The 14,440-nt window shown below is 40.5% G+C and carries 16 protein-coding genes and 1 pseudogene; 14 read left to right on the plus strand and 3 right to left on the minus strand.

Translation table 11 applies throughout. The features are described from left to right. Nucleotides 1–6: 6 nt before the first annotated feature. The 10 genes and pseudogenes from EEJ45_RS01060 to EEJ45_RS01100 all read left to right on the plus strand — a co-directional run bounded on the left by EEJ45_RS01060 (nt 7) and on the right by EEJ45_RS01100 (nt 7,780). Nucleotides 7–459 (plus strand): lasso peptide biosynthesis B2 protein, encoded by a 453-nt coding sequence (locus tag EEJ45_RS01060; protein WP_124562930.1) that lies wholly within the window; start codon nt 7–9, stop codon nt 457–459. A gap of 18 nt (nt 460–477) precedes the next feature. After that, nucleotides 478–1,635 (plus strand): nucleotidyltransferase domain-containing protein, encoded by a 1,158-nt coding sequence (locus tag EEJ45_RS01065; protein WP_124562931.1) that lies wholly within the window; start codon nt 478–480, stop codon nt 1,633–1,635. 17 nt (nt 1,636–1,652) lie between these two features. After that, a complete protein-coding gene (locus tag EEJ45_RS01070; protein ID WP_124562932.1) occupies nt 1,653–3,479 on the plus strand; it encodes an ABC transporter ATP-binding protein in 1,827 nt (608 codons plus the stop codon). Between the two features lie 121 nt (nt 3,480–3,600). Next, nucleotides 3,601–3,915 (plus strand): hypothetical protein, encoded by a 315-nt coding sequence (locus EEJ45_RS01075; protein WP_124562933.1) that lies wholly within the window; start codon nt 3,601–3,603, stop codon nt 3,913–3,915. A gap of 167 nt (nt 3,916–4,082) precedes the next feature. Beyond that, nucleotides 4,083–4,751, plus strand: a complete 669-nt coding sequence (locus EEJ45_RS01080; protein ID WP_164464158.1) for a phosphotransferase — start codon at nt 4,083–4,085, stop codon at nt 4,749–4,751. 209 nt (nt 4,752–4,960) lie between these two features. Next, the gene (locus EEJ45_RS01085) at nt 4,961–5,941 is read left to right on the plus strand and encodes an LLM class flavin-dependent oxidoreductase (RefSeq protein WP_124562935.1); all 981 of its coding nucleotides are present in this window, start codon (nt 4,961–4,963) and stop codon (nt 5,939–5,941) included. Between the two features lie 70 nt (nt 5,942–6,011). Further along, nucleotides 6,012–6,140: a hypothetical protein gene (locus tag EEJ45_RS18815; protein WP_278018503.1), complete on the plus strand. Its 129-nt coding sequence runs from the start codon at nt 6,012–6,014 to the stop codon at nt 6,138–6,140. 24 nt (nt 6,141–6,164) lie between these two features. Beyond that, nucleotides 6,165–6,638 (plus strand): annotated as a pseudogene (locus tag EEJ45_RS01090) (D-serine ammonia-lyase); the annotation flags it as partial. 217 nt (nt 6,639–6,855) lie between these two features. Continuing rightward, on the plus strand, nt 6,856–7,170 hold the full coding sequence (locus EEJ45_RS01095) for an Ig-like domain-containing protein (RefSeq protein WP_164464180.1): 315 nt from the start codon (nt 6,856–6,858) through the stop codon (nt 7,168–7,170). A 103-nt stretch (nt 7,171–7,273) separates the two neighbouring features. Further along, on the plus strand, nt 7,274–7,780 hold the full coding sequence (locus EEJ45_RS01100; RefSeq protein WP_124562938.1) for a GNAT family N-acetyltransferase: 507 nt from the start codon (nt 7,274–7,276) through the stop codon (nt 7,778–7,780). Between the two features lie 168 nt (nt 7,781–7,948). Here the strand turns inward: EEJ45_RS01100 and EEJ45_RS01105 are convergent, their stop codons facing one another. After that, complete coding sequence (locus tag EEJ45_RS01105; protein ID WP_124562939.1) at nt 7,949–8,386, minus strand: hypothetical protein; 438 nt, start codon at nt 8,384–8,386, stop codon at nt 7,949–7,951. 243 nt (nt 8,387–8,629) lie between these two features. After that, nucleotides 8,630–9,124, minus strand: coding sequence for a GNAT family N-acetyltransferase (locus EEJ45_RS01110; protein WP_124562940.1), 495 nt, complete (start codon nt 9,122–9,124; stop codon nt 8,630–8,632). 88 nt (nt 9,125–9,212) lie between these two features. Between EEJ45_RS01110 and EEJ45_RS01115 the strand changes: the two genes are divergently transcribed. The 3 genes from EEJ45_RS01115 (at nt 9,213) to EEJ45_RS01125 (ending at nt 11,906) form a co-directional block, all read left to right on the plus strand. After that, entirely contained in the window at nt 9,213–10,007 is a 795-nt protein-coding gene (locus EEJ45_RS01115) for a nucleotidyltransferase domain-containing protein (protein ID WP_124562941.1), read from the plus strand. A gap of 164 nt (nt 10,008–10,171) precedes the next feature. After that, on the plus strand, nt 10,172–11,017 hold the full coding sequence (locus tag EEJ45_RS01120) for an alpha/beta fold hydrolase (protein WP_124562942.1): 846 nt from the start codon (nt 10,172–10,174) through the stop codon (nt 11,015–11,017). A gap of 124 nt (nt 11,018–11,141) precedes the next feature. Further along, nucleotides 11,142–11,906 carry a MerR family transcriptional regulator gene (locus EEJ45_RS01125; protein ID WP_124562943.1) on the plus strand — a complete coding sequence of 255 codons (765 nt, stop codon included), beginning with the start codon at nt 11,142–11,144 and terminating at the stop codon, nt 11,904–11,906. A gap of 105 nt (nt 11,907–12,011) precedes the next feature. Here the strand turns inward: EEJ45_RS01125 and EEJ45_RS01130 are convergent, their stop codons facing one another. After that, nucleotides 12,012–12,995: a DUF2325 domain-containing protein gene (locus EEJ45_RS01130; RefSeq protein ID WP_124562944.1), complete on the minus strand. Its 984-nt coding sequence runs from the start codon at nt 12,993–12,995 to the stop codon at nt 12,012–12,014. A 176-nt stretch (nt 12,996–13,171) separates the two neighbouring features. On the opposite strand from EEJ45_RS01130, the gene EEJ45_RS01135 reads away from it, so the two are divergent. Beyond that, on the plus strand, nt 13,172–14,380 hold the full coding sequence (locus EEJ45_RS01135) for a Zn-dependent hydrolase (protein ID WP_124562945.1): 1,209 nt from the start codon (nt 13,172–13,174) through the stop codon (nt 14,378–14,380). The last annotated feature ends 60 nt before the right edge of the window (nt 14,381–14,440 follow it).

The raw sequence follows: 14,440 nt of genomic DNA on the forward strand, positions 1-14,440 counted from the left end.
AATATTATGATTTTTTTAAAAAAACTGAAGAAAATTTGTTCCCTACATCCTAAAACATGTTTATTATTAGGAGAGGCATTTGTTTATCTGGCTTGGGCGCGGATTTTAAAAGCGCTACCGTTTGCAAAAGTAGCGCCATTACTAGGTGAACAAATGAATGAAACATCAACGGATGCTTGTCATACGAACTCGATTATACTGCAAGATATTTCAGATGCCGTACATGCTATGAGTTTGCATACATACTGGGAGAGTATGTGCCTAGTTAGGGCCATCGCGGCAATGAAAATGCTAGAAAGGCGGGGTATTGAGAGTACCTTGTATTTAGGAACGGCGCGAGATGAGAATGGGCAGATGATTGCACATGCCTGGTTGCGAAGCGGGCCGTTTTATATAACCGGAGCAGAGGAAATGCATCGATTTAGTGTAGTAGGGAAATTTGCCCGCAAACTGGGCTAAGTATAAAGGGAGATTAGCATGCAAGTAAGTTATACGTTAAACCTGAATCGCGTTCCCAAAGAGTTAAAACTATTACTCACACTGCTGCAAGATGAGGGGAATGTAGATGAAATAAATTTGCAAGACATAAATTGGAATACATTCTTAGAGTTAGTGATGCATCATCGAGTGTTTCCTATTTTACACAGACGGTTGCAGAAGTTGAATTTGCCAATAGACGGTTCTATTTTACAAGCGTTGCAGCAAGATTTTAAAAATAATACCTTTCAAATGTTGCATTTGAGCGCGGAGATGCAATACATGAGTCGTTTACTTGCAGAGAGAGGAATCCGGTCTCTGTTTTTAAAAGGCCCTATACTAGCTACGGAACTGTATAGAGACCTATCTTTACGAACATCTTGTGATTTAGATGTACTGGTCCCATTAGCAGATTTGCAACTGACAGAAGAACTGTTAATAGAACAGGGATATGAAAAGGATGACTATATTGAAACTGTACTTGGAGATTGGAAATGGCGACATCATCATGTTACGTATTTTCATCCTGTAAAGGGAATTAAGTTTGAGGTACACTGGCGTTTAAACCCAGGTCCTGCTATAGAGCCTCGTTTTCAAGATTTATGGCAAAGAAGACGAACGCGTCGCTTTGGCCATGAAGATGTTGCATTTTTAGGGCAAGAAGATCTATTCTTTTTTTTGGTTGCACACGGTGCTCGTCATGGTTGGTCGAGATTGCGCTGGCTTCTGGACATCCATCAATTTGTAAAGCAGGATGTAGATTGGAAAAAGGTCAGTCGCACCTTACAAGCACATGGATATTTACAAGTGGGTGGGCAAGCGCTCATCCTCGCTTCTTCTTTGTTAAAAACAAGTCTCTCAACGAATATGGTCACACTACTAAAAGGAAAACACCCTGAGCGCTTGGCGCAGGAAGCTGTTTTTTATTTAGAGAGCATGATTAATTTACATACAGAGCCATTGCCACATGATGTATCTGTGTACCATAAAAAGCATTTGGTTTCTCTAATGTCTCCCATGCAAAAGACGATGTTCTTAATAAGCTTTTTGTATCCATACCCAGAAGATGCGAAGACATTGCCACTTCCGAAGTCATTGCACTTTTTGTATTTCCCCTTACGTCCGGCCATTTGGGCATGGAAGAAAATTGTGCGATAGGAAAGGGGGATAAGTATATGAAAGAACTGCGATATTATATGAGGGAACTGCATATGTTCTCGGGAAAAGTTTTATATATAAATATGATAGCGATGGTGTTAATCAGTTTACTTGAAGGTGCCGGTATTTTATTGTTAGTTCCAATGATTCAGGCAAGTGGGATTATAGGAGAAATGGCCGGTGCTTCTTGGTTACAAAACTTTTTTGCATTTATTAATAAAGTACCGGAAACATGGGCACTTCCTGTTGTTTTACTGATATATGTAATTTTAATTTTGTTTCAAACTATCATACAGCAAAAATTGAATGTGAGAAATATGCAGATTTTAATAAAGTTCACAAATTATATCCGCTTAAGAATTTACCGTTCGTTGTTAGAAGTGGAATGGAGCTTTTTTGTGAAAAAACGAAAGTCTGATTTAATTAATATGTTGACGAGTGAATTTGGACGTTTTGTAAATGGAATAAACTTATGTTTGCAACTGCTTACCTCTTTTTTATTTACCTGCATCCAAATTTGCATTGCGTTTTGCTTGTCACCTAGTATTACGTTATTCGTACTTGTATCGGGGCTACTACTAAGCTATTTTTCTAGACGTTTTATTAAGCGTTCGCAATCACTTGGTAGTAGATCGACTGATATTGCAAAAGATTATCTCAGTGGTATAACTGATCACTTTAATGGTGTAAAAGATATTAAAAGCAATGCTTTAGAACGCTCACGCTATACATGGCTACAAACATGGTGTGAAACTGTGCAAAAAGAGCAACTGGCTTACGCAAAGTTGAGCAATAGCTCACAACTGTTTTATAAAGTTGTATCGGCTATACTGGTCGCACTTCTCATCTACGCCTCTATTCAAATGTTTCAGTCGAAACCAGCACAGCTACTCCTTATTGTGTTAATCTTTTCGAGGTTATGGCCAAGGTTTACTGGTCTTCAGTCTAACTTAGAACAGGTTGGAGCAACTATTCCGGTTTTTCAATCGTTTTTTCAACTGCAACAACAGTGCGAAAAGTGGCGTGAACTGAATCTTGCGAATCAGGAAAAAATAGTTCCTTTGCAAATACAAGAGGGGCTTACATGTAAAAATCTTTCCTTTCAATATAAAAACGAAGAGAATGCTTATGCGCTACGAAATATAAACTTACATATCCCTGTAAATAGCATGACAGCTATAGCTGGTCGTTCCGGTGCAGGAAAAAGTACACTTATTGATTTGATTATGGGATTGATGCAACCGGATACAGGAAATGTATATCTAGACCAAAAGCCTTTAACTCAAACAGAACTACCAGCTTTGCGAAAGGAAATGAGCTATGTAGCGCAAGATCCATTTTTATTTAATGCAAGTATCCGGGATAATTTACTAGTTGTGCGACCTGCTGCTACAGAGAAAGAAATATGGGAGGCTCTCGAATTTGCATCAGCTATATTTGTGAAACAATTACCGCAGGGATTGGATACAGTTATCGGTGATAGGGGTGTTCGGTTATCTGGAGGAGAGCGTCAGCGCCTTGTTTTGGCGCGTGCTATTTTACGAAAACCAACTATTTTAGTGCTTGACGAAGCCACAAGTGCTCTGGATATGGAAAATGAGAGACACATTCAACAAGCGCTCAATCGTTTAAAAGGGCAGATGACTATTATTGTAATTGCGCATCGCTTATCTACTATTTCAAATGCAGATCAAGTTATTGTAATTGACAAAGGAGAAGTAGTACAAACGGGAACCTTCGCTGATCTTGCCAAAGACAGCAAAGGCTTATTTCACAAGCTATTGGGTAATCAAGTAACTTTTCTGGCTGAGAAAACAGTGTCTGAAGCTGTACAATATTATTAAATTATGGCTTCTTTGTAATGTGAAAGGTTTTTCCGTCACACTGCAAGTATAATTTCTATCTTTATACTTTTATATAAAATTATAATCGTTCCTGATGTAGACACGGAAAGGAGGTGAGACAATGAAAGTAGTAAAAAAAATGCTAGTTCTACTTATATTTATAAGTGCATTTGCTTTTCCTACCTCTTCGTTTGCATCAGGATATAATTATCAACAAAAAAACACATATCAAACATACGTATATCAAGTGAAAACGTATTACCATACTAGCAAACAAATAAACTATTACTTTTCTTCTAAAGGAAACAGCCATTATACATATAGGTATGATTGCTATGATGATTACAAGGATTCCCTTGATATTTGGAGAGATTGGTATTGTAACTGGGACTGGTTCAGTAAATGGTATGAGTGGGTATGGGGTAAAAAGAAATAGGTAAGTGGACTTCACTGTATACGGTGAAGTCCTTTTTGTATACATTTTCATAACATATAATAATATTTAATTTTATAAATTCATAAGGTGTACCAGCTTCAAGAGCCGTTTTATCTTTATATAATAATGTGATAGAGTCGATTTCTACAAAAGAAGGGCAGTTTTTTGTGACGGTGTTTGAAAAGGCGCCCGGGCGGCATCCAAACATTCATGATTGGAAGCGTGACTTTTTTATAGAATGGGGTAGAACAACGGGGGCTATGCATAAAGCAGCAGTCTTGTTCGATTATACAACCAAGCGCCCAATGTGGCAGAATGAATATAATATTACAGCCATTCATACGTACGGTGAGCCTGATTTGATTGAAGTACAGCGGCAGCTCATCTGTGATCTAGAGGCTTTACCGAAGGATGAGAGTGTCTATGGTATCATTCACTCTGATTTTGAGGACGGCAACTTCTTCATTCATCATGGTACAATTCGTCCATTTGATTTTGATGAGTGTCAGTATCATTGGTTCGCATATGATATTGGCAATGCAGTGCGTGCAGCTTCATGGTTTGTGGCTGATACGAATCCTGTATATACAGTAGAGGAATTTTTGAACGATTTTTTAGAAGGATACTATAGTGAGTATCACTTAGATTTTCATTGGATCGAAAAACTTCCTACATTTATCCGTTTACGCGATTTATGTATTTATGTATATCTCATTGGTAAGCGCGATCACGATATGTCCGAGTGGGAGAAGCGTTTTTTAGCAAGCATGAAGGAAGAAATTCGTGCAAAAAAACCTTGTGTACAAATTAATTTTAGTCACATACGTCGTTATTAAGAAAGAGGTTCCATATGTCATGGAACCCTTTTTTGAAACGGTTACTACAAAGAAAAAGTAAGTTTTCCTTAAGTAAACTTATGAATTGTATAAGCAAATGATTAGACGGATAGAAGGGTATGATTATATAATAGGCTTCATTATTACACATAATGAAATATTTTGTAAGAATCTTTCTTACATGGAATTTGATATGAGAAGGTGTGTGAATGAATATAAAAATATCTGTATTAGATCTAGCCCCCATTGTCCAAGGAGGTACGGCGGCAGACTCCTTTCGCAATACACTGGATTTGGCGCAGCATGCGGAAAAATGGGGATATAACCGGTACTGGCTGGCGGAACATCATAATATGGCTGGTGTTGCGAGTTCGGCTACCTCTGTTGTGATTGGTTATGTGGCAGGCGGCACATCTCGCATTCGTGTCGGCTCAGGCGGAATCATGCTTCCCAATCATGCACCGCTGGTCATCGCTGAGCAATTTGGTACACTTGCTTCTATGTATCCAGGCCGTATTGACCTTGGGCTCGGACGCGCGCCAGGAACAGATCAGCTTACAGCACGCGCTCTGCGCCGTGATTTGCGAAATGCTGACGACTTTCCGGAGCAATTAGAAGAATTACGTGCGTACTTTGCCGGCGATGTAGAAAATGTTCGAGCAGTACCAGGTGAAGGACTAGATGTACCGATTTGGCTTCTTGGCTCAAGTGGATTCAGTGCACGTTTAGCTGGACAACTTGGTTTACCATTTGCTTTTGCTAGTCATTTTTCGCCTGACTATACATTACCTGCTATTGAGGCGTATCGCAGTACGTTTACCCCATCACAAGTATTGGATAAACCATACGTCATGGTAGGTGCCAATGTGATTGTGGCAGAAGCGGATGAAAAAGCGCGCTATCTTGCAACATCGCAGCAGCAACAATTCCTCAATCTCATTCGTGGCCGTACAGCGCCGCTGCAGCCACCAGTAGAAAGCATGGATTATCTGTGGAGCGAATATGAAAAGGCAGCTCTTGAACGTCAATTTGGTTCAGCAATTGTTGGCAGTCGGGAAACTGTAAAAGCAAAGCTTGAAGACTTTGTGAACATGACCGGTGCAGATGAAGTGATTGCGAGCGCGCACATTTTTCATCACGATGACCGGTTACGTTCTTATGAAATGTTAGCTGAAATTGTAAGCGGGTAAAAACTCTCTCACCGGAGAGTTTTTTTCTTTGGTATACTAGAGAGTAAGAAAGACAGCGGAGGAAGTACACATGAAAGTTCGTTACAAATTAATTTTGCTAGCACTACTTGCTTTAGTGGTAATACGCGTGTTTGATTGGTTCGGTGTATCATCTGATGATTTTCCAGCAGAATATAAAATGCCGCAAAAGCAGGAGTAATAGATTGTGAGATAGGGGGATGCTATGATAGCAAAATTGCTTGCAAGAATAAAAGAAACAGAGGAGGTGCAATGGCGTAACCCATACCTCCTGCCGTTGGCGACCGCAATTCACAACGCACGTATTACAGCGGAAAATGTGAAAGCAGCGGAAGAGCGTTTACGCAGATTTGAGCCATATATCGCGAAGGTATTTCCGCAAACCAATGGTGTTATTGAATCACCTCTTGTTACCATACCAGCTATGGAGCAGCACCTGCAAGTAAAATGGAAGTTGTTATTAAAGTGTGATAGCCACCTGTCTATCTCTGGATCAATTAAAGCAAGGGGTGGCATTTATGAGGTGCTGAAACATGCGGAACAACTGGCAGTAAGGCAGGGTATGTTGGCATTGGAAGATTGCTATTCTCGTCTAGATAGCGAAGTGTTTCGTACATTTTTCTCACAATACCGCATTGCAGTCGGCTCTACGGGGAATTTAGGACTCAGCATCGGCATAAAGGAAAAGAAACCTCTAATCTAGAATTATCTTGATTTAGTAATGTATTAAAAATATTGTTAAATTATAATAGTTCTAGGGGGTATGTTTATCATCAGGGGAGGGTATAAAACGAAAATAAAAGCAGCGACTTTGTTGCTCGGAGCAGTGGGGATGTTTACCACAGTATTTTCATCGTCTTGCTGCTCCTGTCACGGTAACAAACACACACAGTTACATTGATGCGCCGGATGCAACAGAAACAATCAGCGGTAACTACACAGTGTCCGGATGGTTTTTAGATCGGGCAGGTGTAGGAAGAGTGGAAGTATTAATAGACGGTGCTATGGTAGGAAACGCGGTATACGGCCAGCCAAGATTTGACGTACAGCAAGTATATCCGCAGTACAACAACTTGAATGCCGGCTACCGATTTGTATTGGATACGAAAAAATTCAGTAATGGTAATCATACGCTAACAATTCGAGAGCGGGGTAAAAACAATCGAGTGGTAACGTTGTCGAACGTACCGATTGTGATTGCAAATCATTAAATACGAGTAAAAATTAATCAGTGTGACTGAATTTTTGCGTTACACTGATATTGTGTAGTTCGATGAAACTTACATAAAATACGTGTACTAAGGGGAAATTGTGATGAAGACAAACAGATTATCGTTACGTCTGTTAACTTTAGAGGATGCAGCCGATGTATGGCAGCACTTTGCAGATCCGGCAGTAACAGAATTTATGGATATTGAGCCGTGCAAAGATATCGAGACAGCTAGGGAAATCATTCGGTTTCATATGATGGACAGTGGATGCCGATATGGTATATACAACCAAATAGGTGTATTTATTGGTACGTGCGGTTTTCACTATTTGCGCCAAAGTAAGCATAAACACATTACTGCTGAAATCGGATTTGATTTAGCAAAGGCCTATTGGGGTAACGGCTACATGAATGAAGCAGTACAAGCTTTGATTCAGAGTGGATTCACAGAGCTAGGATATCATACTATAGATGCGACCGTGGAACCGGGTAACAGTAGGTCAATTCGTTTACTGGAAAAGCTGGGGTTTGAGAGGGCTGAAGAAATGCAGGAGGGTTTGGTATATTTCCAGCTTAAGCGAGATAAGTGGCTGAAACGCGTAGCTAAGTAAAAATCGCTGGATAAGAAAGTAGATAAATTTCTACATGTTGGATATTTGGGTTTCAGGATAGTTATTGTGTTCAAGCAGTAACTGTTCAAAAAAGCCGTCTTTTTTCATTATTAAAATATGAGGAAAAAGCAGCACTATAGTAAGGTGAAGTGCGATAAAAGCCACACTTCACTTTATTTCCAACACAAATGCATACACCGCATCACCCTTTGAAATCTCCGGGTTCTTTTTACCAAACCAACGCACACTATATCCGTAATAATACACGCCTTTTTCAATCGGCGCTTGAAACTCTGACTTTTCCGCAACGGTTTCATAGTCGTAGCCGATTACATGTTTAGATAGAATGACTTCATCAGGCTTCGTTTGATAATCAATCTGCAGCTTTATCTGTTCGCCGCCCTTTACAATGATAGGTGTTTTGCCTTTTAACAGCTCAGCCGGCGCCTCGGTGTCAGCGCATATATGCTTCCAGCAATACGAACCAACCGTTGTATCATAGGAATGTTCTCCAATCATAATGACTGCTTGGGGTGGATTCGCTTGCTTGAGCTGTTGACAAGATGTCAACAGCAACACTACAAGAAGAAAGGAAAGTCTTTTCACGGTGTATCCCCCTTTATATAGATGCGTAACAATCATAAATGATAGCTATCCAACTCATACTTTTCTGATAAAAGCACCCCCGTCAAATACGTCCCATTAAAAAAAAGCAAAGTGTATATAGCTTCCAAGTAATCTTCATATCGAGTTTCCTCCCTATTTTTATGTAGTTCACGTCAAAACAGGGAGAGCTGGACGTACGACTTATCAGCAAGGTGGTCTAATTTTTATCAAATCTCTTCTTTACTACAATAACTTCGCCATACTATATTCATCAACGTATTGCCCATTTATGAGAAGTGATTGCTTACGCAAACCCTCTACGCCAAACCCGACTTTCTTATATAAAGATATGGCAGCTTCGTTGTGTTTCATGACAGTCAATTCTAAGCGTGTGATACCGACTGTTTTCGCGAAGGCTTCTGCTTCTTGAAATAGAAACTTTCCCCATCCCTTTCCAACATGTGATTGTAGTAGACCGATTGCGATATGAGCAGTATGTTTTTGTCGCGGTGCTTTACCGCCCATGAGCATTAACAAGCCAACTAATCGTTCTTGTTCTTCCACTACAAAGATATTGGCACTTTCTTGATTGAGAAAGCTTTCTATCATCTTAGTAGCTTGAACCTCTGTCATATTGCGCTCGCCTGCCCCATACAAAAGAAAATCTGTTTCTGCTTCAATGGTGGTCAGGAGTGCAGCGTAAGCTTTTGCATCTTCAAAGCGGATAGATCGAATCATATATATTCACTCCTTTGGAAATAGTATATCATGAGTTTATATTGTATTTTGAATTATTTTAAAATTGAACCAGCGAGGGGGAAAGGAAATGAAAGAGATCCTTATAGAAACATTGCAGCGCATTGAACGCGAGTATGATGTGAAAATTTTGTTCGCTTGTGAATCAGGAAGCAGAGCCTGGGGCTTTCCGTCTCAAGATAGTGACTATGATGTGCGCTTTATCTACGTACATAAGAAAGAAGCATATTTAACAATTGACCCGATAGGAGTAGGCTCTAAGCGCGATGTGATTGAGCTGCCGATTAATAATATGCTTGATGTAAGCGGCTGGGAGCTGACAAAGGCACTTCGCTTGTTTCGAAAATCCAATCCGCCGCTGCTAGAATGGCTACGCTCTGGCATTGTATACTACGAAGCTTATTCAACGATTGAGAAAATGAAAACGATTAGCAAAGAGGTGTTCGCACCAACGTCTTGTTTGTATCATTATTTGAATATGGCAAGTAAAAACTTTCGAGAATTCTTACAGGGTGACAAAGTTAAAATTAAGAAATATTTTTACGTGTTACGTCCAGTACTGGCATCAAGGTGGATTGAGCAGTTCAATGAATTTCCGCCTTTGGAATTTCAAACCTTACTTCAGACAGTTGTGCCAGAGGGAGAGTTAAGGCAGGAAATCCATACACTGTTACAAAGAAAAATGGCTGGGGAAGAGTTTGACTTAGAGCCAAAGATTACAGTAATCCATGATTTTTTGGAAGAGGAAATCACAAGGTTAAACGCGTTCGCGAAAACTTGTGAGGCAGATGTACCAAACTTTACAAAGCGGCTAGATAATCTGTTTAGAGAGACACTGGATGAAGTATGGGAGTCGTCACACTAAGAGATGAAGTACTAGTGGAAGATGATATCTGTTCATGATAATATGATACAAATGAGAAATGGAGTGTGAAGTGTATGCTAGAAAGGTCGATGGAGAATACAAGGGATGATAGAAAAAGGAAGGAAGTGATGAACAAAGCCTATTAATAGAAGAGAGGTTTATATATGAGAAGAGGTAGTCTGAACAGAGAAGGATTTGAACTGCAGTATTGTATAAAAGGACAGGGATATCCTATCGTGGTAGTCGGAAGTAGTGTGTATTATCCGCGTTTGTTTGCAAAAGCGCTATACGAGAAGTTTACTTTCATTTTTTTGGATCATAGAGGATTTGTGAAGCCAATTAGCGCTTTAAGGGAAGTCGATTGCACGTTAGAAGATATCTTGGACGATATAGAAGCGGCACGGCAACACTTGCAGCTGAAGGAATTTGCGATTTTAGGTCATTCGGGTCATGCTTTTATGGCGCTTGGCTATGCAAAAAAGTATCCTCAGTATGTGCAAAGAGTAATTTTATTGAACACTGCCCCAACTAATAGCCAAGAAAGACAACAGGAAAGCTTTTCTTTTTTTAATAAAACAGCTAGTAAAGAGCGGAAGGCACAGTTCGAAAAAGAAATTGCTTTTTTGGAACAGGATATTAAGCAGGATCCAGAGAGACGATTTGTTCATATGTGTATTCGTATGGGAGCGCATAGCTTCTATGATTACGCTTTTGACGGTTTGTATTTATGGGAAGACGTAAATACGAATATGAAAATCATTGACTATTTATGGGGAGACGCATTTGCGAAGCTCAACTTAATCGATTCTCTTCACAATGTTACAAAGCCTGTGTTTATCGGCTTAGGACGGTATGATTATTTAGTAGCCCCTGTTTCCTTGTGGGATTCTGTTGATGAGAATAACAACGTCAAGAAAGTGATTTTTGAATACAGTGGACACAATCCAATGTTGGAAGAGCCAGAAGTGTTTTATAAAGAATTGGTACAATGGATGAGTGAAAAGCTATAACAAGGTTGTTAAGCTCTTGCCCTAAGTGGGTGAAGAGCTTTTTCTTTTTGGGAAAAATATAAAAAACAGTATTGACCTTCACGTTACGTCAAGGTGTACATTGAAATTGTCAGGAGGTGCTGATATGGAATATACAGTGCAAAAGCTAGGGCAATTGGCAGGGGTGAGTACACGCACGCTTCGATATTATGATGAAATTGGCATTCTGAAGCCGGCCAGAATCAATTCGTCAGGATATCGAATTTACGGGCAAGAAGAAGTGGACCGTTTACAACAGATTTTATTTTACAAAGAGCTTGGCGTGGGGCTCGAACAAATTAAAGATATTCTTTGCGATCCTGCCTTTGACGCCTCAGCGGCACTACAAACACATTACAACGAACTTCTTGACAGGAAAAAGCAGCTAGAAAGACTTATTGCAAACGTGGAAAAAACGATAGCTGCGCAAAAAGGAGAGGTTATCATGTCAGATCAAGAAAAGTTTGAAGGCTTTAAAAAGCAGATGATAGAAGAAAATGAGAAGAAATACGGAAAAGAAGTACGTGAGAAGTACGGAGATATCACAGTTGAGAAATCAAATAGCATCGTAAAGAATATGACAAAGGAACAACACGAGGCGATTACACGCCTTGGTGAAGAGGTAAATGAAACGTTGCGCCTTGCGATGCAAGCAGGTGACCCAGCGGGAGAATTGGCGCAAAAGGCAGCTGATTTGCATAAGCAATGGATTAGCTTTTACTGGGGACATTACAGCAAGGAAGCACATATGGGGCTGGCGCAAATGTATGTAGATGATGAGCGTTTTACAGCCTATTACGACAAAGTACAGCCGGGTGCGGCGTTGTTTTTACGAGATGCCATTGCGGTATATACAGGTATGAAAGCATAAAGTGAGCCCCTGTTTAGAGAACAGGGGCTTTTTGTATGTGTAACTTCTTGTATCCACATGAATTAGAGTATATAACCATTACAATTACTAAAAACAGAGTAATGTTTATTTAGCCCCCACTAATTCTTCGGCTGTTCGAACAAACATGCTTCTACCAAAAGAATGAACCCCCTTAAATGGAATGCGTGCTTGTTTACAGCACTCCGTCGCCCAGTAGGTTGCATCGTGTGAGATGTGCTGCAGCATAAAAACAGCAGCATCCGCTTTATAAAGAGAAGCTTGCATAGAAGCTCTAGGTTCATCGCCGCTTAAGAACAAAAATTGACCACCGCGGCTGACGACTTCTCGTTCAAAGGCTGCGCGTTCTGGTTCAAAGCCAAGCATTAGAATGGTTTTGCCTGCCAGTGTTTTTTCTACTTCTTTTTTTTCTTTTTTCTCTTGCTTCTCAATTCTAACGGTATGTTTTATACAGGGAATTTCTGAAATATCGTATTTCCAGACAATCCGTTTCATGTTGGGATTGCTTTTGAGGTAGGCTACATCAATTACGTCACCGGATTTAATATCCAAATCTTTAATGTCTTTTTCAGGAAGCATAATGGTTTGAGGCGCTTCGTCAATTTTAATGAGTTTGCCATCGGCCTGTTTGTTGGTCACAAAAGAACGTAAGCTTGGATCATATTCAACGATGCAGTAATTGAGCTCTATCCGCTCTTTATTTTCTTGTCCCATCGCTTGGGCGAGTGTGTATAAATAACGAGGCGATTCACTGTTATCATCAATTCGTTTTGCATGAATGAGGTCGCCGTGAGAGAGGTTGAACTGCCTGACGATGTATTCTGGGACGAATGCGGAGAGTTCCGGAAGTAGGCCGCCGCGTAGCTGTCGCTCGAAACGATATACGGGCGATACCTTATGAGGTTGGGGATTAGTTTCCATAATAAGAGGTTGAGGTAAAGCAAGTAGGGCATGCAAAAAATGAAAATAGGCGTTTATTTCTTTTTCAACACAGCTTATATTGTCCGGATTTAGGTGCTGCAATCGCTCTTGCATAGCTTGTGCTGTTTTTTCAAACAGTTCCTGTTGCATGATCGTTCCCCTCTTTCCCTATTTTTTATATATATTATACGATATAGGCGGCAACACGTGGGATTATGCATGAAATTTTACATAAGAAGCAAAAAGGGAATATTCGCCTTTTTGTGGAATGTGTTTGATAGCATCGAAGAAACTCCTCATGAGATGATATGAAGGGGGAAATAGGTATGCAAAGACAGCAGTTAAAAGTGAATGCAAGCAGATTGCGCAGTGAATTGGAGCGTTTCGCCGTGTTTGGAAAAACGGAGAACGGGGGCGTAACTAGATTAGCATTATCGAAGGAAGATCGGGCGGTGCGTGATTATTTCCGGACCTGTTGTGAGGAGCTGGGCATGGAGGTTAAGATCGATGATATGGGCTGTATGTATGCAGTACTGCAGGGAAGTGAAGAACGACCCCCGGTTGTGACTGGCTCACATCTTGATACAGTAAAAAAAGGGGGACGTTTTGACGGTGTTCTTGGTGTTGTTGCAGGTCTTGAGGTCGTGCGAACGTTGGTAGAAAACAAGATGAAGCCAAAGGCACCAATCGTGATAGCCAACATTACCAATGAAGAAGGGGCAAGGTTTGAACCGTCCATGATGGCGTCTGGTGTGTTATCTGGTAAATTTAATAAAGCAGAGATGCTACAAAAACGAGATATAAGCGGTATTACGTTCGGCGAGGCGCTTCATGAGAGTGGCTACGAGGGAGACATTAGAAATCGTTTAGCAGAAGCGGAAGCATTTGTAGAACTTCACATTGAGCAGGGCCCTATACTTGAACAGGAAGGTCTTTCTATTGGTGTGGTCGAATGTGTAGTCGGTATGGTCTGTTATGAATTGACGGTGTGGGGCGATTCTAATCATGCAGGAACAACGCCGATGCGTATGCGAAAAGACGCACTGTTCGTAGCGAATGATCTCATGCAGGAGATTCGGACGAAGCTTGGGCGTATTGACCAAGACCTTGTATTTACTATGGGACGAATGAATGTGTATCCCAATATACATACGGTTATCCCTAATAAAGTTATATTTACGCTGGAGGCGCGTCACAAAGATCCGGCTATCATTAAACAGGTTGAAGATGTTATCGCCGGTCTTCATGTAGAAGTAGAAGCTCGTAAGCTATGGAGCCGTGATACTGTTTGGTTTGATAAAGATGTATGCAACGCGGTTCAGCAAGCGACAGAAAGCTGTGGTTATTCTTATAAACGAATGGTAAGCGGGGCAGGGCATGACGCACAGTTTTTGGCAAGCTATGTGCCAACTGCGATGATTTTTGTGCCGAGCGTTAATGGGAAAAGTCATTGTGAGGAAGAATACACGCCATGGGAAGCTTGTGAGAAGGGTGTAAATGTACTTCTTGAAACGATTTGGCAATTGTCACAATAAGTAAAAGAGGCTAGGACAAAAGGGTTTCAGCCAAAGAAAAATCCGAACTATTAGTCGGAA

Source organism: Ectobacillus antri (genome assembly GCF_003852715.1).
GTDB lineage: Bacteria > Bacillota > Bacilli > Bacillales > Bacillaceae_G > Ectobacillus > Ectobacillus antri.

Bases quoted from the DNA above. Each gene is read 5' to 3' on its own strand.
- EEJ45_RS01075 (WP_124562933.1), top strand. From the start codon at position 3,601: ATGAAAGTAGTAAAAAAAATGCTAGTTCTACTTATATTTATAAGTGCA.
- EEJ45_RS01065 (WP_124562931.1), top strand. From the start codon at position 478: ATGCAAGTAAGTTATACGTTAAACCTGAATCGCGTTCCCAAAGAGTTA.
- EEJ45_RS01135 (WP_124562945.1), top strand. From the start codon at position 13,172: ATGCAAAGACAGCAGTTAAAAGTGAATGCAAGCAGATTGCGCAGTGAA.
- EEJ45_RS01125 (WP_124562943.1), top strand. From the start codon at position 11,142: ATGGAATATACAGTGCAAAAGCTAGGGCAATTGGCAGGGGTGAGTACA.
- EEJ45_RS01085 (WP_124562935.1), top strand. From the start codon at position 4,961: ATGAATATAAAAATATCTGTATTAGATCTAGCCCCCATTGTCCAAGGA.
- EEJ45_RS01120 (WP_124562942.1), top strand. From the start codon at position 10,172: ATGAGAAGAGGTAGTCTGAACAGAGAAGGATTTGAACTGCAGTATTGT.
- EEJ45_RS01110 (WP_124562940.1), bottom strand. From the start codon at position 9,124: ATGATTCGATCTATCCGCTTTGAAGATGCAAAAGCTTACGCTGCACTC.
- EEJ45_RS01115 (WP_124562941.1), top strand. From the start codon at position 9,213: ATGAAAGAGATCCTTATAGAAACATTGCAGCGCATTGAACGCGAGTAT.
- EEJ45_RS01060 (WP_124562930.1), top strand. From the start codon at position 7: ATGATTTTTTTAAAAAAACTGAAGAAAATTTGTTCCCTACATCCTAAA.
- EEJ45_RS18815 (WP_278018503.1), top strand. From the start codon at position 6,012: ATGAAAGTTCGTTACAAATTAATTTTGCTAGCACTACTTGCTTTAGTG.
- EEJ45_RS01100 (WP_124562938.1), top strand. From the start codon at position 7,274: ATGAAGACAAACAGATTATCGTTACGTCTGTTAACTTTAGAGGATGCA.
- EEJ45_RS01070 (WP_124562932.1), top strand. From the start codon at position 1,653: ATGAAAGAACTGCGATATTATATGAGGGAACTGCATATGTTCTCGGGA.
- EEJ45_RS01130 (WP_124562944.1), bottom strand. From the start codon at position 12,995: ATGCAACAGGAACTGTTTGAAAAAACAGCACAAGCTATGCAAGAGCGA.